The sequence below is a fragment of the Brevundimonas sp. Root1423 genome (genome assembly GCF_001426805.1).
Genome location: NZ_LMFL01000045.1, coordinates 567,937 through 585,173, shown reverse-complemented (window position 1 = coordinate 585,173; position 17,237 = coordinate 567,937). Strand labels below are relative to the sequence as shown.

The window sequence follows — 17,237 nt, the reverse complement described above, 5'->3', positions numbered from 1 at the left end:
CAGGGGGACGGATCAGGCCGCGGAGGCCGGATCCTCGAATTCTTCAAGTGCGATGACGGTGGAGAGCGGCACGATCGACTTGCCGATGGTCAGGAAGGCCTCGCCTTCGTACATCTCGACTCCGGTGATGCGGCCGCGGGTCAGAACCTGGGCGTCCACGGCTTTGCCGGCCGCGTCCTTGGCGACGATCTTCAGCGAGTAGACCTCGCCGTCCTCGCCATCGTTGCCGATGGTGGCCTTTCCGTCCCAGGTGAAGTCGTGCAGGCCGGTGGTCTTCGCCGGCGCGTCGCCAGACCATACGACCTTGCCGGTCCCGTCCAGCACCTGCAGCGTCGCTGAGGCCGCGTTGGCGCCCAGCTCGTAGCTCCAGCTCGCCTCGCCGTCGTCCATCTTGGTCGCCGACCAGGCCGCGGTGGCGTCCTTGCCGATGTAGGTCGCGGCCTCACCCAGCCCGCCGCCGCCCTGGGCCGCGACCAGACTCTTAAGCAGGTCGTTGGTCAGCAGCTGCTGCTCCACGCCGGCCATCTGGGTCAGCTGGGCGGTGAACTGGTTGGAGTCGACCGGCGACATCGGATCCTGGTTCTTCAACTGAGAGGTCAGCAGGGTCAGGAAGGTTTCGAAATTGGAGGCCAGCATGCCGGTGCCGCTCTTGATGCGGGCATCGGCGTTGTTGGTGGTTGTGACGGCGTCGACCATCGATCAGACCTTCAGATCCACGCCCGCAGGCGAGAGGGAGAGCGCCATCCAGCGGGGAGGCTGGGCGACATCGATTTCGTCATTCAGACGGGCGGCGGCGGAGAAGGCGCGGTTCTGACCGTTGCGCGCGTCCTGACCGCGGTCGAAGCTGCTGGACCCGCTGTCGCGCTCCGCAAACTCGAAGGCGTCGTCAGCGAGCTGGAAGCCCGCGTCCTCCAGCTCACGCCGCAGGTCATCGACCCGGCCGCGCAGGTCGGTGGCCGCCAAGGGGTTGTCGAACGCCAGTCGGGCGGCCAGGCGGCCTTCGGAGTCGATATCCAGCCTGACGTCCACGCGACCGAGATCGTCGGGGGTCAGCGCCATTTCGAACCGCGTCGAACGGCCGTCAAGCTTGCGCAGAATCTGGGCGGCGATCTGGGCCGTGGCGTCGATCGTGGCGCGAGACAGGCCGGACAGGCTGGTGTCCCGGGTGTGTGCGGGGGTCGAGACGGAGGGGGCCGCGTGTTCCGCCCCCGGCGCGGCGTCGACGGACGGGGCGTCGGAGTCGACGATGTCCTTCGCCGCATTCCGCGCGGTCTCGGCCTGGCTGGCCACTCGGTCTGCGGCGACGGGCGAGCCGGGCGTTGCGGATTGCGGTGCGCCGGCCGCGGCGTCTGATACGCCAGATGCGGGCGCGGCCTTGTCCGTGGTCTTGTCCGAAGGCGGGTCGAGCGGCCGGGACGTTCGCTCTGCGAGCGCACGCATGGGAGCGGGTTGGGAGACGGGCGGCGCCGCGCCGGCGACGGCCTCCGCAGTTGCGGTTTTCCCGCCGACCGTTTCGGTCGCCGTCGTGGCCGGAACTTCCGGGGCCGGGGTGTCCGCTTCGAGGGATACCGGCGGCGCGGGCGTAGCGGTCTTCGGCGACTTGGGCGCGGCGGCGGCGGGCGACCGGGCCTCCGCCGGGACAGGCGTGGTTGCCCCCGTCTCCCGGCCGGCCTGCGGTGTGTATTTGGCGGCCTGCCGCAGCAGCGCCGGATCAATTTCCGTCGCGCCGTTGTTTTCAGGGGCTTTGACGGCGGGCGCGGCAGGCGGCTGGTCGCCCTCGGCCTGGTGCGTCGTTGAAGGATCGACCGGGGGGCGGGCCGACAACGCCTCGCCGCCGGCCTGCGGCAGGATCGGGGCGCCCTCCGGCACGGCCTCTGCCGCCGGAGTGGCGGTGGGAGCGGCCGCGTCTGCTTCGGGGGGTTCCGGCAGGGCCGCGGGCATTGCGACGGGCGACGGGGGCGCTACCAGTGGGCCCGCAGAGATCATCGCCGAAGCGGCGTCTGCATCGTCGTTCGCAGGGGTCGGCCCTTCGGCCTCGGCCGGCGCCGCGTCCTCTTCCAGGCAGGCCGCCAACAGGCTCTCGAAGCCGGTCGCGTCGGCGGCGCCGTTCGACCCTTGCGGGGCGCTGGCTTGGGCAGGCGCTGTGACGGGCGGCAGGGCGAGGGCGGACATTGTCCCGATGGGATGATCGCGATGGCGATGGTGACTTGGGCGCGTGCTGCGCCGGACATTCGGACCCCCTCGCGCAAGTCGCGGGCCAAGAGGGTGGCCCGGCACAAGATACGGAAAACATAGAAAAATAGTTCTGGCGTCGGTTCAGCGACGCCCGGCATGTCCGGTCGAAACTTGCCGCGTGCCGACGTTTCTTGCCCGGCGCCAGCCCTGCAGGAGCAGCGGGGACGCCGATGGCCCGCGCCTTGCGCTCCTGAACGGTCATGGCCCAGGCGCGAAACGCGATAGCGCGTAAAATCAAGGACTTGCTCAGCACGCACTCGCAGCGCGCCGGGCAAAAAACGCTCATTGGCTGGCAGGGCTTGCCGGGCGCCATGGGTATGGAGGTCGCCGGATGTCGCTGAACGCCATCATGAACACTGCGACCACGGGACTGGCCGCAGCCCAGACCCAGCTTCGCGTCGTCTCCGACAACGTCTCCAACGTCAACACGCCCGGCTATGTCCGCAAGATCGCGGATCAGACCACTCTGACGGGCCAGGGCATGGGCTCGGGCGTCGAGGTTTCGCGCATTCGCATTGCGACGGACCGGTTCCTTCAGGCCGCCAGCCTTAACGCGGGCGCCGGCGCCGCGCGCGAAGGCGTGCGCTATGAATTGTACGACCGTATCCAGTCGCTGTTCGGCGATCCGGGCAGTGACAAGGGCTTTTTCTCACAGGTCGACGGCCTGTTCTCGGCCTTCGCCGCCAACGCCGAGGATCCAACGTCGTCGCCGCGGCGTCAGGACGCCCTGTTCAAGACCCAGGCCCTGTTCGACGAAGCGAGCCGCATTGGCAAACAGATCCAGGCGGTCCGCGAGGACGCTGACGGCCGCATCCAGAGCGCTGTGGAAAAGACCAACGGCCTGCTCAAGCAGATCGAGAGCCTGAACCTGGAAATCGCTCGCGCGACCGCTGTGAACGGCGACGCCTCGGGCGCGGAAACGGCCCAGGCGGCCCTGATCGGACAGTTGGCCGAACTGGTCGATATCCGGGTTTCGGTCCGCGCGGTCGGCGGGGTGTCGATCCGCACGGGCGCGGGAACCCTGCTGGCCGGACAGGGTGCGGCGACTTTGGAGTATAACCGGGCCGGCACTGTCACGGGCGAGACCGCCTTCAACGAAATCTGGATCACCGAGCCGGGCGGCCAGAAGCGATCCTTGCTGGACACCCTCGGCTCGGGCGAGATCAAGGGCCTGGTTGAACTGCGCGATGTCGACGCGCCGGAGGCGGCCGAGCGGCTGGCGGAGCTGGTGTCCCATGTCGCTGATGAACTGAACCGGGCCCACAACGCCAACTCGTCCGTCCCCGCGCCCGTCAGCCTGACCGGCCGCAATGTCGGGCAGACGTTCGCGACCGCTATCGCCGGCTTCACCGGCCGGACGACGGTCGCGGTCACCAATGCAGCGGGCGTCATCCAGACCCGGGCGGATATCGTCTTCTCGGGCGCGACGATGACGGTGAATGGCGTCACCACCACGCCCGCCAACTTCCTGACAGAGCTGAACACCCAGCTGGGGGGAGCGGCCACGGCCAGCTTCACCAACGGTCGCCTGACGATCGCCGCCACAGCGCCGAACGGCGTTGCGATCGCTGATGATGCGGCCGCTCCTTCCAGCAAGACGGGGCGCGGCTTCTCGCATTATTTCGGCCTGAACGACCTGATCTCGACGGACCGGCCGGCCTTCTACGACAACGGATTGACCACCAATTCCGTACTCGGCTTCACGCCCGGCGAGCAACTGACATTCCGGTTCACGGGCGAGAGCGGCGCGCGGCTGCGGGATCTGGATGTCCAGATTCCCGCCGGCGGGACGGTGGGCGACCTGCTCACGCAGCTGAACGATCCGGCTTTGGGCGTCGGCCGGTTCGGCAGTTTCGCTTTGGCGTCCGACGGCACCCTGAGCTTCACCGGCTACGGAAACCCTGCTCCGAGCCTCAGCGTGCTCTCGGACACCACCACCCAGGTTCCGTCGGGCGTGTCGGTGAGCGAGCTGTTCGGCATCGGCGGAGGGGGGCGTTCCTCCCGCGCGGATGGCTTCTCGCTGCGGTCGGATATCCGGCAGACGCCTTCAAGGCTGGCGCTGGCCCAACTTAATCTGTCGGCCCCGGCGGGGGCGCAGGCGCTGAGCATTGGAGACGGGCGCGGGGCCTTGCTGCTGGCCGACGCCGGGGAAAGGTCATCCAACTTCCAGCCCGCTGGCGGATCGACGGGCGGTTCGATCTCGGTGTCGCGCTATGCATCGGAACTGTCCGGTGAGATCGGCGGGCGAGCGGCGGCGGCGAAGAACCGTCACGAGACGTCGGCGGCGCTTTATACCGAGGCCGCGTCGCGCCAGACGGCGCACGAAGGCGTCAATCTGGACGAGGAACTGGTGCTGATGACGACCTATCAGCAGGCCTTCAACGCTTCCGCACGCCTGATCCAGGCGTGCAAGGACATGTACGACACGCTGATTGGAATGATCTGATGACCCGCGTCGCCACCTTTGGAAACTATCAGTCAGCCCTGCTGAACCTGATGAACACCCAGATGCGTTCGGCCGAGGCCCAGGAACGGGTCTCGACCCAGAAGAACGCGACCGATCTCACCGGTTTCGGCCGCCAGTCCGAGACACTGACCGCGCTGATGGGCGCCCAGAGCCGGATCCAGGGCTTTATCGACACGGCCGAAGCGGTGACCTCGCGGCTGACAACCCAGGATCTGGCCATGTCCCAGGTCGACGATGGCATCAGCAGGATGCGCGAGGCCATCGGCAATGCCTTGTCCACGGATTCCGCCGTTTCGCTGATGCTTGAGATGGAGGGGCAGTTCCAGTCGGTTCGGGTGGGGCTGAATACGCGGCACCACGGCGGCTATCTGTTCGCCGGCGCTTCGACGACGACCGCGCCGCTCACTCCGACAAATCTCACCGAGCTGGCCGCGGCTCCGAGCGTGGCGTCCGTCTTCCAGAACGACACGTTGAAGACCGCCAGCCGCGTTGCGGACGGAACCACGCTGGAAACCGGCTTCCTCGCAGACGAGCTTGGCACGGACGTGCTGAGCATCCTGCGCGACGTGCAGAATTTCCACACCACTGCGGGGCAGGGGCCCTTGAACGGCAAGCTGACCGAGGCGCAGAAAACCTTCCTCAGCGCGCAGCTGGCCCGTCTGGAACAGGCCGGTCAGGGGGTCATCGACAAGATGGCGAGAACCGGTTCACTGGCCAAACAGGTCGAAAGCATATCGACCGGCCACACGGCGCAGAAAAATGCGCTGGATGAACTGGTGATGGACCGGACGGACGCGGACATGGCCAAGGCCGTAACCGATCTCCAGCTATCCCAGATTGCCATTCAGGCATCAGCTCAAGTGATCGGCCAGCTACGACAGGTCTCCCTGCTCAACTATCTGAGCTGACGCGACAAATCGCCTTTATGGCTACGCTGGACGCGCGCAGGTTCATGGAACATAACATGAACCTATGGCTCAGATCGACCTTCGCAGAAAACTGTCGATCCTCGCGGATGCGGCCAAATACGATGCCAGTTGCGCGTCGTCGGGCACCTCGAAGCGTGACTCGGTCGGCGGCAAGGGCGTCGGGTCGACGGAAGGCATGGGGATCTGCCACGCCTACACGCCGGACGGCCGGTGCGTGTCGCTGCTGAAGATTCTGCTGACGAATTTCTGCATCTACGACTGCGCCTACTGCATCAACCGCGCCTCCTCGAACGTGCAGCGGGCGCGGTTCAGTGTCGACGAGGTCGTCGAGCTGACGCTGAATTTCTACAAGCGGAATTACATCGAGGGTCTGTTCCTGTCGTCGGGCATCATTCGCTCGGGCGATTACACGATGGAACAGCTGGTGCTGGTCGCGAAGACGCTGCGCGAGCAGCACGACTTCCGCGGCTATATCCATCTGAAGCTGATCCCCGAGGCGGATCCGAAGCTGATCGAGGAGGCGGGCCTCTATGCCGACCGGCTGTCGGCCAATATCGAACTGCCGCGCGATGAGGCCCTGCAGCGGCTGGCTCCGCAGAAGGACGTGGGCGTCATCAAGAAGGCCATGGGGCAGGTTCGGCTGGGCGTGGAGGCTGCGCGGCCGCAGAAGAAGGATCGGGCCAAACCGCCGAAGTTCGCGCCGGCGGGCCAGTCCACCCAACTGATCGTTGGCGCGGACGGAGCGCCGGACACAGAAATCATCGATCGCTCGGCGTCGCTGTATGGCGGTTACGGCCTGCGCCGGGTCTATTATTCGGCCTTCAGCCCCATACCGGATTCTTCCAGCGTCCTGCCGCTGTCAAAACCGCCGCTGATGCGCGAGCACCGGCTGTACCAGGCCGACTGGCTGATGCGGTTCTACGGCTTCTCGCCGCCCGAGATAGGCGAGGCGACCGTGGACGGCATGCTGGATCTGGCCATCGATCCCAAGCTGGCGTGGGCGTTGAACAGCCGGGCGTCCTTTCCGGTCGATGTGAACACGGGACCGCGCGAAATGCTTTTGCGCGTTCCGGGACTGGGCGTGAAGTCGGTCGACCGGATCCTTCAGGTGCGCCGCTGGCGAGCACTCCGGCTGGAGGACATCGGCCGGCTGTGCAGGGGCATCCACAAGGTGCGGCCCTTCATCACCGCGCTGGACTGGACACCGGGCGGCATGACCGACGCGGCGGACCTGCGCGCCCGGATCACCCCCGCGCCGAAGCCCGTCCAGTTGAGCCTGTTCTGAATGAAGGCGGCGGTCCTTTCCCACGAAACGGATTTCGATGGCTGGCGTCGGGCGGCGCGCGGTTTCCGGCAGGCCGGCGTTGCGCCGGGCGACGCGGTGTTCCGGGTTGGCGACGCGGGCGGCGGCCTGTTCGACGACGCTCTGCCTCCGTCGGCAGTGGAGCCCGTGTTCGGCGTGCCCAAGGCGTTTGTGGATCTGGCCGGGGAGGTGATCCTGCATCGGTCGATCGACCGTTTCGACCTGATGTACCGACTTCTGTGGCGGCTGCGGGACGAGCCTGACCTGATGAAGGTCGTCACCGATATCGACGTGGCCGACGCTCTCGAGCGGGCGAAGAATGTCAGCCGGGCCAGCCACAAGATGAAGGCCTTTGTCCGGTTCCGGCAGGTCGAGGATCACGACGGCGAACGGTGGGTGGCCTGGTTCGAGCCCGCCCACAGGGTGCTGGAAAAGACGGCGCCGTTCTTTGTCCGACGCTACACCAGCATGCGGTGGTCCATCCTGACCCCGGACGGCAGTGCGTTCTGGGACGGAGATGCCCTGACCGCTGGCCCTCCCGCGACGCGTGACATGGCGCCGGCCGAGGACGAGATCGAGGAGTTCTGGAAGACCTACTATGCATCGACCTTCAACCCTGCGCGGTTGAAGACGAAGACCATGCAGGGCGAAATGCCCAAGCGGTACTGGAAGAACCTGCCTGAGGCGGCGCTGATCCCGGAACTGGTGGCGCAGTCGGCGGTTCGGACAGACGCCATGGTCGCCACGCCCGCCGCCCAGCCGAACCAGCGTCTGGCGAAGACGCTGTCGCGGATGAACCGCGATCACTCGTTCGACGAAGGCTTCGTCCCGTCAACGCTGGAGGAACTGGGCCAGGCGGTTCAGGCCTGTCGCAGATGCCCGCTGTGGCGCCACGCGACCCAAGGCGTTTGCGGGGAGGGACCCAGGCAGGCGCGACTGATGATCGTGGGCGAGCAGCCGGGCGATCAGGAGGATCTGGCGGGCAGACCCTTCGTGGGGCCTGCTGGCGGCGTGCTGGACGCTGCGCTGGCGGAAGCGGGCATTGACCGCGACGATGTCTTCGTCACCAACGCCGTGAAACACTTCAAGCACGAGCCGCGGGGCAAGCGGCGCATTCACAAGACGCCGCTGGTCAGCGAGGTCAGCGCCTGCCGCTGGTGGCTGGACGCCGAGCGGCGACTGGTGAAGCCGAAGGTGATCCTGACGATGGGGGCGACGGCGGCGCTCGGGGTGCTGAACCGCAAGGTCACGGTCACAAAGGAGCGCGGAGAGGCGATCGCCCAGCCCGATGGAGCGAAGATGCTGCTGACTGTCCATCCCTCGTATTTGCTGCGCCTGCCGGACGAGGCGAGCCGTGCGTCCGAGCGGGGGCGGTTCATCGACGACCTGAGACGCGTCCGCAGGTTGCTCTGACCGGTAAACATCTGAAACCGTGGCTGAACGAATACGGCCGGGCTGCGTTGTGAAGTCTGCCCCAGCTTTGCCGTTCGGGCGGCGTAGGCAAAACGACCGGCGCAATCTAGGTAGGGGCATGGCCGCAGCGGACTTCCAGATCGACGACGGCAAACCCGGTCTGACCCTGCGTCTGACCGGGGACTGGACCGCGACCGAATTGGGCCGGATCTCGGATCGGCTCGACGAGGAGTTGCATCAACGCGAGATCGAGGCGGTCGACCTGTCCGGACTGGGACGGTTCGACACCGCGGGCGCCCTGGCCATCGTCAAGGCCTCGAGGGTCGTCCTGCCGAAAACCGCCTGGACGCAACGGCCCGAGGCGGGCCGCACCTATGCGGTGGTCGAGAAGCTGGAGCGCGAAAGCGCCGACCCGCCGAAACAATCTCCCGGCTGGGTGCGCGGTTTCGCCAAGGTCGGGCGCGGGGTCGGCGACATCGTCGAGGAGGCCACCCTTTCCATGGCCTTCCTGGGTCGGCTGATCGTTTCGGTCGGGACGGCGCTCAAACACCCCGGGCGGGTTCGGTGGCCCGCCTGGTTCAGTCAGGGCGAACGCGCCGGGCTGGACGCCATTCCGATCGTGGCGGTGACCAACTTCTTCATCGGGGCGGTGATCGCCTTCCTCGGCGCCAATCTGCTGACCCAGTTCGGGGCCGGCGTCTTCACCGTGCAGCTGGTGGCGGTGGCGACCCTGCGGGAACTGGCCGTCCTGATCACGGCCATCCTGCTGGCGGGCCGGTCCTCATCCTCGTTCGCGGCCGAGATCGGCTCGATGCGGATGAACCAGGAAGTCGACGCCATGCAGGTCATGGGCGTCAATCCGTTCCAGGCGCTGGTCATCCCGCGTCTGGCGGCCATGGTCGTCATGATGCCGCTGCTGACATTCATCGGCATGCTCGCCGGGCTGCTGGGCGGTCTGCTGGTGACGTGGAGCCAGCTCAGCTACGGCCCCTCATTCTTCGTCCAGCGCATCAGCGAAGATCCGAACATGGGCACGCACCTGATGGTCGGCATGATCAAGGCGCCGATCTTCGCCATCGTCATTTCCGCGATCGGGTGCCGGCAGGGAATGGCGGTCGCCGGCGACGTGGAAAGTCTCGGGCGGCGGGTTACGGCTGCGGTGGTTCAGGCCATCTTCGCCATCATCCTGCTGGATGCGGTCTTCGCCCTGATCTTCCTGGAGCTGAACCTGTGACCGCCGCCGAACCGAAAACCGGAAAGACGGCAAAGCCCGAACGCCTGATCGAGGTGCGCGGCCTGCTGAGCCAGTTCGGCGAGCGCACCATTCACGAAAACCTCGATCTCGATCTCGAACGGGGTGAGGTGCTCGGCGTCGTGGGCGGTTCGGGTACCGGCAAGACCGTGCTGCTCAACTCGATCATCGGCCTGAAAGAGCCGGAGGGCGGGTCGGTCAGCATCCTCGGCTACGACCGCGCCACGATGACCAAGGACGAGGAGGCCGACGTCGAACGGCGCACCGGAATCCTTTTCCAGCAGGGCGCCCTTTTCTCGTCGCTAAGCGTTATCGACAACGTCGCCTCGCCGTTGGTCGAGCATACGGAGCTGTCCCGCGACGTCATCCGGGAACTGGCCGAGATGAAGATCGCTATGGTCGGTCTGAAGCCCGAGGCGCATCATCTGAAGCCGGCCGAGTTGTCGGGCGGCATGCGCAAACGGGTGGGTCTGGCACGGGCGCTGGCGCTGGATCCGGAACTGCTGTTCCTCGATGAGCCGACAGCTGGCCTGGACCCGATCGGGGCCGCCGCCTTCGACGAGCTGATCAAACAGTTGTCGAGCGATCTGGGCCTGACCGTTTTCATGATCACCCACGACCTCGACAGCCTTTACGCCATTACCGACAAGGTCGCGGTGCTGGCCGACAAGCACGTCGTCGCCAGGGCCACGGTTCAGGAACTCGAGCGTTCCGACCACCCCTGGATACGAGAATACTTCCTTGGTCCGCGCGGTCGCGCTGCGGACAAGGCGGCTTAAGGAGAGCCGAAAGATGGAAAGAGACGCCCATTACGCCGCCGTCGGCATCGCCACCATCGCCCTTCTGGCGGCCCTGGCGGTGTTCACGATCTGGCTGGCCCGCCTGCAGTTCAACAACGACTACGACGTCTATGACATCGTCTTCTATGGACCTGTGCGCGGGCTTTCGGAGGGCGGGGAGGTGCACTTCAACGGCATCCGCGTCGGCGAGGTGACCGACCTGAATCTCGATCCGAAGAAAGGCGATCAGGTCATCGCCCGCATCCGCGTGGACGGCACGACCCCGGTCCGCGTGACCTCGCGCGCCCAGCTGGAGCCGCAGGGCATCACGGGGCTGAATTATATCCAGATCACCGCGGGCAATCCGCAGAGCGCGATCCTGAAGACCCAGTATCCGGACAATGTCGTGCCGGTGATCCAGAGCCAGCCGTCGCCGATCGCCGAACTGCTGAGCGGCTCGGGCACGGTGCTGGCGCAGACGGTGGATGCGCTGAACCGGATCAACCGGGTGCTGTCGGACGACAACATCCGCTCCTTCTCGACCAGTGTGAAGAACGTCGAGGCCTTGTCCAGCGAGCTCGAGGCCCGCAAGGGAATGTTCGCCCAGCTGGAGCAGGCGTTGACCAAGGCAAACGCCGCCATCGGCGAGTACCAGGCGCTGGGCGTCAGCGCGCGTCAGCTTGTCGAGGGAGACGGCCGAGAGGCCATCGCCAACATCAACCGCGCGGCCGACCAGGCCGCGGATGCGGCGGCCTCTGCCAACCGCACGATCAGTGGTCTGGAGCGGCCGGTGAACGATTTCGCCACCACGGGCCTGCCCCAGCTGCAGCAGTCCATTCAGGGGCTGGAAGACGCCACCCAGGCCCTCGAAGGCCTGATCGAGGAGGTGCGGCGCAGCCCGCGCGACTTCATCGGCCGTGCGCCGACCAAGGAAATGGAGGTCCAGCCGTGATCCGTTCGTTCTTCACCCGGCTGACCGCCGTCGGCGTCGCCGCATCCGCCTTGGCCGGGTGCGCCCTGCTCAGCTCGCCGGAGCCGGTCCAGAGCTACCGATTCGGCGGTTCGGCCCCGGTCGTCTCCGAAAGCATTGGCTCGAACGCGACCTCGATCTCGCTGCGACGGGTCGAGTTTCCGGAGGCGGTCGAGGGCGACCGCCTGCTGGGCGTGACGGGGACCGAGACGGCCTACATCAAGGGCGCGCGCTGGGTCTCGCCGGCGGCGGACCTTTACATGGAGAGTCTCGAGAACGCCTTCGCCGGTCAGGCCACGCGGGTCCGGCTGGTCGGGGCGCGAGAAGCTGTGCGGAGCGGACGCAGTCTGGACATCGACATGCGCGCCTTCGAGGCCCGCTATGACGCGCCGGGGGCGGTTCCGACCGTGGTGATCACGGCGCGGGCGCGGGTGACGACCTCGCCGGAGCGGACGGTGTCGGCCGAGCGGATGTTCAGCGTCGAACAGCCAGCGACCGAAAACCGCGTCGGGGCCATCGTCGAGGCCTTTGATATGGCCACGCGAGACCTGAACACCCAGATCGTCGCCTGGACGGAAGCCAACGCCCGCTAGGGCTTGAGGCTGGACCCCACAGCCGTCAGCCGGCGGTTCACATCGTCGCGGCGGGCGCCGAGCGTGGCCAGTTCGGACAGCGTGCGATCGACGCGTGCCAGCGCCTGATCGCGGCTACGGGCCAGACGATCCTTGTCGGGGCGGATGCGCCTTGGGCGCTTCCCCGACAGGCCGAGGGCGTCGCGCCAGTCATCGCGCCAGGCGGCGAGCCCGTCTGTGCAGGATTTGAGCGCCTCTGAAGTGCGGGCGTCGGTGTTCTGGGTTCCGCGGATCAGTGTCAGGGACTGGAGGGCGGCGGATCGGCAGGCTTCCAGCGTCGCCTTTCGGGCCTCCAGCGGATCGTCGGCGCCATCTTCGCCGGGAGGGTAGCCTGACAGGCGGCGGGCGGCGGCGGCGAGGTGGGCGTCGAGGTCGGCGACGGCGTCGCGGATCTCGGCCCAGACGCCGTCCAGCGATATCGCGCGACGTGCAGCCGCTTCGATGCGTTCGGCTTGCGTCGCGCTGTTGTCGGTCAGGCGATCAGCCGCATCACGGAACTGTTCGCGGAAACGGTTCAGCCGTGTGCCGCGGCTGTCGAACAGGCCGGGGAGGCCGCGGCGGGGTTCGAGCGCAGCCGGTCGCAGGGCCTCGATGCGGTTGCGGAGTTGGGAGAGGGCGGCGGTCGCAACCTCCAGGCCCTCGGCGCGGGCAGTGGCCAGGGCGCGGTCGATGCGTTCGACGGCCGCGGCGCGGACGGGCTCGCCGAAGGCGTGGGCGGTCGTCTCGTCATATGCCGCGCCGATGCCTTCAACCCGCGCCGTGTCGGGCGCGGGTGCGTTCCCCAGCCAGCGGTAGGCTCCGTCCGCCATCTCGATGCTCCCACCAGACCGGCTCTGCGTCCGGTTAACCGTGAGTATGCCTACGACTTCGGTTTGCGGGCAACGGTGTAGCTGGCTTGGTCGCGCGGGGGCCGAAGTACGCCGCATAGTGCCTGCGTGCCGAGGAGCCCGACCTAACTATGTGGGTGCAATGGTCAGGAGCGCGAGATGAGTGCTGCGACGGAGGCGGTCGGGACAGGCGAGGATAGATCTGTTCCGCCAAAAACGCGTGTTCAGACGCTGGACGTGATCCGGGGGTTAGCCATCCTCGGCATCCTCGCGGTGAATGCCGACGGCTTCGCGGTTCCCATGTTTGCGGCGCTCAATCCCGCGACGTGGCCGTTCCCGAACGAGGGCGCGACGGCGATCTCGTTCTGGGTGATGGACGCCTTCTTCCACCACAAATTCCTGACCCTGTTCGGCATGCTGTTCGGCGTGTCGCTGTTCCTCGTGGGCGGGGAATGGTCTGACAAGGCGCGGAGCCGGCTGCTGTGGCGCCGGCTGGCGGCGCTACTGGCTTTGGGATTGCTGCACGGTTTCGGAGTGTGGTGGGGCGACATCCTGTCCCTCTATGCCGTGACGGGCCTGATCATGCTGTTCTTCCGCTCGTTGGGACCAAGGACGCTGCTGGTCATCGGGGTCGCGCTGTACGCCTTCATCGCGCTGAAGGGGCTGGATCCCGCGATTCTGCCGAACGCCGAGCCCGAGGCGCGCGCCGCGGCGACCGCTTCGCTGGTTCCGCCCGAAGGCCAGATCAAGGCCCTGCGCGCCATGGCGGAGACCGAGACCGCCGAGGCGAAGGCATCCTGGGCGGGGGCCTATCGCGTCAACACCGGGGAGTATCTGCGGCTGCTGTCGGGCAACCCCTTCCTCATCGCGCCGACGCTGGCCCTGATGATGATCGGCCTGTCGCTGTTCAAGTCAGGCTTCCTGGCGGGAAGGTCCTCCACATGGCGCTACGGAGCGATGATCCTCGCGGGCGTTCCGGCTTTGGCGGCAGGGGCGTGGCTTTCGTGGCGCACGTACATCGAGGGCGCGCCGGTCCTGGGCGGCGACACGGCCGTGGAACTGTTGGCTCCGGTGATCGCACTGGCCTATGCGAGCGTGTTGATCCTGATCGTGAAGGCGGGCGCGAGGCTGCGTCCGCTGGCCGCGGCGGGGCGGATGGCCTTCACCAACTACCTGACCCAGTCGCTGATCATGACCAGCATCTTCTATGGCGGCCGGGGCGGGCTGATGGGCGAGGTGGACCGGCCGGTGCTCTGGGGCATGGTGTTCGCCGTCTGGGTCCTGCAACTCATCTGGTCGCCGCTTTGGCTGTCGCGGTTCGAGATGGGGCCGTTCGAATGGTTGTGGCGGTGCATGACCCACGGCCAGTGGGTCCCGCTGGTGAAGCAGAACCCGCCGGCGACGGCGTGATCAGGCCTTGAGTGAGGGGCTGATCGTGTAGCTTGCCTCGGTCTTGCTGGCGACCTCGTCGAGGGTGACGCCCTCGGCCAGTTCGATCAGTTCGAGCCCCGCGCCGTCCGGCTTGACGTCGAAGACGCACAGGTCGGTGATGATGCGGCTGACCACGCCCGTGCCGGTCAGGGGCAGGGTGCAGGCCTTCAGGACCTTGGACTGGCCGTGCTTGTTGGCGTGATCCATGACAACGACCACGCGCTTGACGCCGGCGACCAGATCCATGGCCCCGCCCATGCCCTTCACCAGCTTGCCCGGGATCATCCAGTTGGCGATGTCGCCGTTCTCGGCCACTTCCATGGCGCCGAGGATGGACAGGTTGATGTGGCCGCCGCGGATCATGGCGAAGCTGTCGGCCGAGCTGAAATAGCTGCTTTCGGCGATCTCGGTGATGGTCTGTTTGCCGGCGTTGATCAGGTCGGCGTCGACCTCGTCCTCATAGGGGAAGGGGCCCATGCCCAGCATGCCGTTCTCGGACTGGAGGGTGACCGCCACAAGGGTCGGAATGCCGATGCCGAGGTTGACGTAGAAGCCGTCCTGCAGCTCTTTCGCGGCGCGGGCGGCCAGTTGTTCGCGGGTGCGGGCCATCAGGCGGGTTCCTCAGCGGGGGGCGCGGTTACGGGGGCGGGCGTCACGGCCTCTGGCGCGGCGCGGTCCGCGCGCCGGCTGTCGCGGATGGCGTCCTGCACGTCATCACTGACCGAGCAGGTGTTCAGCATGATTATGAAGAGCAAAATCACGCCCCAAGTGAGCTTGCCGTCGATGCTCTTCAGCAAATCATCCCGGTTTGGTGCGGGTTTGGGATTGTCGCTCATCACGCCGTTTCCCTTTGACGCACAGTGCGTTGTTCGATGCGTTTCTGGGGCACGGTCAGGACGATGCGGTCGACGTAGATGCCCGGGGTGTGGATCTGGTCGGGGTCGAAGGTTCCGGTCGGGACAATGTGCTCGACCTCGACGACGGTGACCTTGCCGGCCGTGGCCATCATCGGATTGAAGTTGCGGGCGGTCTTGCGGAACTGAAGATTGCCGCGGCCGTCGGCCTTCCACGCCTTCACGATGGCAAGGTCGGCGATGAGGCCGGTTTCCATGACGTAGTCACGGCCGTCGAAGCTGCGGACCTCTTTGCCCTCGGCGACGAGGGTGCCCACGCCGGTGGCGGTGAAGAAGGCGGGGATGCCCGCACCACCGGCCCGGATACGTTCGGCGAGCGTGCCCTGGGGGTTGAACTCGAGCTGGAGCTCGCCGGCCAGATACTGGCGCTCGAACTCCTTGTTCTCGCCGACGTAGGACGAGATCATTTTCGCAATCTGGCGGGTTTCCAGCAGCTGGCCGAGGCCGAAGCCGTCGACGCCGGCGTTGTTGGAGATGACCGTCAGCCCCTTGGCGCCGCTGTCGCGCAGGGCCGCGATCAGGTGCTCGGGAATGCCGCACAGGCCGAAGCCGCCGGACATGACAGTCATGCCGTCGAAGGTCAGGCCCTCCAGCGCCGCCTTCGCGTCGGGGAAGATTTTCCGCATCGCTTCCTCATTATTTTCACCGTCTGATGAATATCGACGGTCTTGGTTCGTCCCTAACGTGAGGCGGCCGGACGGGCAAGGCGAGCGGAAAAAAACAGTCTCATGAGTCTCATGAGTCTCATCCCGTGGCCGCCCGTCCGGTCCGATCAGGCGGTATGGCACGCGCCTGCGTCAGAATCGGACGTGGCCGACAGTTACGGGCCGGGGCGGCGGGGCGCCGCGTTCGCGGTAGCGGGCCCCCTTAAGGATGCCGAGGAAGGCTTCCCAGTGGATGCCGCAGGTGACCTTCCACGTCAGGAGCGGATGGGTGACGAAGGCGCGCAGGAGCTGGCCGTCGGTCAACGGGCGGCGACGGCCGGCGAAACTGGCCGTCAGGATGGGGGTGTCGCCGCGGCGGACTGCGACCACGACGGACACCCCCTCGCCCGGGGGATGAACGGTGAAGTCGTAGGTCAGGTCGCGGTCCATGAAGGGCGAGACGAAGAGTTGCTTTTCGACGGTCTGCCGCAAGGGCCCTGTCTGGCCGCCGGGCACCGCCACAAGATAGCTGTGCCGTTCGTGGAAGGTGTTGGTTACTTCGTAAAGCAGGGCGGCGAGGGCGCCGTCGGGCGTGTGGCAGAAGAAGACGCTGATCGGGTTGAAGCCGTAGCCGAGGATACGCGGCATGGTGAGCAGGCGGATGGGGCCGCCGGCGATGTCGACGCCCGCCTCGGCCAGATGGCCCTCGATCTGGACGCGCAGCGGGCGACCGGACCGGTCGCCGTGGTCGGCGGCTCTGAGGGTGATCAGGCCGAAGGCGCGGCGGCGGAGCAGGCGCAGGCGGTCCTGCAGCCAGTCCAGCTCGTCAAGGTCGGCAAGCACCATCCAGAGGCGGTAGCGCAGGCGGTGGCGGAAGGTGCGGACGCGCTGGTGCACGACCTCGCCGACGTAAAGGGCGCTTTGGAGTGAATCTCCTATCATCCCGTCACCCTCGGGCTTGTCCCGAGGGCCCATGGGAGCCTCAAGCCTGTTCCGCGGACACATTGCACCGCATCAAGAGAAGAGCCCATCACGCGGAACGATGGGCCGTGGGGCCAAGCCCGAGGGTGACGGGATCTTATTCGTCTGTTGGGCCGTGTTTCCAGACCGCAGGCCGGTTCCAGTCGAGCGAAAGATCCGTCCAGTGCGGATTGTCGCGTTCGATCAGGTTGATCTTCCAGTCGCGGAGGTACCGTTTGATCGCCTTCTCGCGTTTTATGGCGCTGGTCATGAACTCGAAGGTTTCGAACCAGACCAATCGCTTGAGACCGTGCTCGCGGGTAAAGCCGGGAAACGTTCCGGCCCGGTGCTGGTGAACACGCTGATAAAGGTCGCTCGTCACGCCAACATACAACGTGCCGTATGGCCCGTTGGTCATGATGTAGACGGCGATCAGCGGACGCTCTCTCCCCATACGCCGGAGCATGCGGCGCGATAGGCC

17 protein-coding genes are annotated in these 17,237 nt (G+C 66.7%); 9 read left to right on the top strand and 8 right to left on the bottom strand.

The genetic code is table 11. The features are described from left to right. Positions 1 to 12 precede the first annotated feature (12 nt). Complete coding sequence (locus ASD25_RS24330; protein WP_056621297.1) at positions 13 to 696, bottom strand: flagellar hook assembly protein FlgD; 684 nt, start codon at positions 694 to 696, stop codon at positions 13 to 15. A gap of 3 nt (positions 697 to 699) precedes the next feature. Then, positions 700 to 2,172, bottom strand: coding sequence for a flagellar hook-length control protein FliK (locus ASD25_RS32420; protein WP_235562869.1), 1,473 nt, complete (start codon positions 2,170 to 2,172; stop codon positions 700 to 702). A gap of 394 nt (positions 2,173 to 2,566) precedes the next feature. Here ASD25_RS32420 and flgK point away from each other — a divergent pair, with 394 nt between their 5' ends. The 8 genes from flgK (at position 2,567) to ASD25_RS24285 (ending at position 11,941) form a co-directional block, all read left to right on the top strand. Beyond that, entirely contained in the window at positions 2,567 to 4,681 is a 2,115-nt protein-coding gene (flgK, locus tag ASD25_RS24320; protein ID WP_056621296.1) for a flagellar hook-associated protein FlgK, read from the top strand. Beyond that, the gene (locus tag ASD25_RS24315) at positions 4,681 to 5,610 is read left to right on the top strand and encodes a flagellin (protein ID WP_056621293.1); all 930 of its coding nucleotides are present in this window, start codon (positions 4,681 to 4,683) and stop codon (positions 5,608 to 5,610) included. The genes flgK and ASD25_RS24315 overlap by 1 nt, the downstream gene beginning before the upstream one ends. 64 nt (positions 5,611 to 5,674) lie before the next feature. Further along, entirely contained in the window at positions 5,675 to 6,916 is a 1,242-nt protein-coding gene (locus tag ASD25_RS24310; RefSeq protein WP_056621291.1) for a putative DNA modification/repair radical SAM protein, read from the top strand. Then, complete coding sequence (locus ASD25_RS24305; RefSeq protein WP_056621289.1) at positions 6,917 to 8,347, top strand: UdgX family uracil-DNA binding protein; 1,431 nt, start codon at positions 6,917 to 6,919, stop codon at positions 8,345 to 8,347. A gap of 118 nt (positions 8,348 to 8,465) precedes the next feature. Then, positions 8,466 to 9,581, top strand: coding sequence for an MlaE family lipid ABC transporter permease subunit (locus ASD25_RS24300; protein ID WP_056621288.1), 1,116 nt, complete (start codon positions 8,466 to 8,468; stop codon positions 9,579 to 9,581). Continuing rightward, positions 9,578 to 10,378 carry an ABC transporter ATP-binding protein gene (locus ASD25_RS24295; RefSeq protein ID WP_056621285.1) on the top strand — a complete coding sequence of 267 codons (801 nt, stop codon included), beginning with the start codon at positions 9,578 to 9,580 and terminating at the stop codon, positions 10,376 to 10,378. The genes ASD25_RS24300 and ASD25_RS24295 overlap by 4 nt, the downstream gene beginning before the upstream one ends. Positions 10,379 to 10,391: 13 nt before the next feature. Further along, complete coding sequence (locus ASD25_RS24290; protein ID WP_056621280.1) at positions 10,392 to 11,330, top strand: MlaD family protein; 939 nt, start codon at positions 10,392 to 10,394, stop codon at positions 11,328 to 11,330. Next, complete coding sequence (locus ASD25_RS24285; RefSeq protein WP_056621278.1) at positions 11,327 to 11,941, top strand: ABC-type transport auxiliary lipoprotein family protein; 615 nt, start codon at positions 11,327 to 11,329, stop codon at positions 11,939 to 11,941. Before ASD25_RS24290 ends, ASD25_RS24285 begins: the two co-directional genes overlap by 4 nt. Here ASD25_RS24285 and ASD25_RS24280 read toward each other — a convergent pair. Continuing rightward, entirely contained in the window at positions 11,938 to 12,789 is an 852-nt protein-coding gene (locus ASD25_RS24280) for a hypothetical protein (RefSeq protein ID WP_056621275.1), read from the bottom strand. The genes ASD25_RS24285 and ASD25_RS24280 overlap by 4 nt on opposite strands. A gap of 255 nt (positions 12,790 to 13,044) precedes the next feature. On the opposite strand from ASD25_RS24280, the gene ASD25_RS24275 reads away from it, so the two are divergent. Next, positions 13,045 to 14,217, top strand: coding sequence for a DUF418 domain-containing protein (locus ASD25_RS24275; protein WP_162252102.1), 1,173 nt, complete (start codon positions 13,045 to 13,047; stop codon positions 14,215 to 14,217). On the opposite strand, the gene ASD25_RS24270 is transcribed toward ASD25_RS24275, so the two are convergent. The 5 genes from ASD25_RS24270 to ASD25_RS24250 all read right to left on the bottom strand — a co-directional run bounded on the left by ASD25_RS24270 (position 14,218) and on the right by ASD25_RS24250 (position 17,222). Next, positions 14,218 to 14,847, bottom strand: coding sequence for a 3-oxoacid CoA-transferase subunit B (locus ASD25_RS24270; RefSeq protein WP_056621270.1), 630 nt, complete (start codon positions 14,845 to 14,847; stop codon positions 14,218 to 14,220). It lies immediately after the preceding gene. Further along, on the bottom strand, positions 14,847 to 15,074 hold the full coding sequence (locus ASD25_RS24265) for a hypothetical protein (protein WP_056621269.1): 228 nt from the start codon (positions 15,072 to 15,074) through the stop codon (positions 14,847 to 14,849). The genes ASD25_RS24270 and ASD25_RS24265 overlap by 1 nt, the downstream gene beginning before the upstream one ends. Beyond that, the gene (locus ASD25_RS24260) at positions 15,074 to 15,778 is read right to left on the bottom strand and encodes a CoA transferase subunit A (protein WP_056621268.1); all 705 of its coding nucleotides are present in this window, start codon (positions 15,776 to 15,778) and stop codon (positions 15,074 to 15,076) included. Before ASD25_RS24260 ends, ASD25_RS24265 begins: the two co-directional genes overlap by 1 nt. A 171-nt stretch (positions 15,779 to 15,949) precedes the next feature. After that, positions 15,950 to 16,738, bottom strand: coding sequence for a DUF1365 domain-containing protein (locus ASD25_RS24255; RefSeq protein WP_056621424.1), 789 nt, complete (start codon positions 16,736 to 16,738; stop codon positions 15,950 to 15,952). Positions 16,739 to 16,874: 136 nt separating this feature from the next. After that, a complete protein-coding gene (locus ASD25_RS24250; protein ID WP_235562867.1) occupies positions 16,875 to 17,222 on the bottom strand; it encodes a GIY-YIG nuclease family protein in 348 nt (115 codons plus the stop codon). Positions 17,223 to 17,237 lie beyond the last annotated feature (15 nt).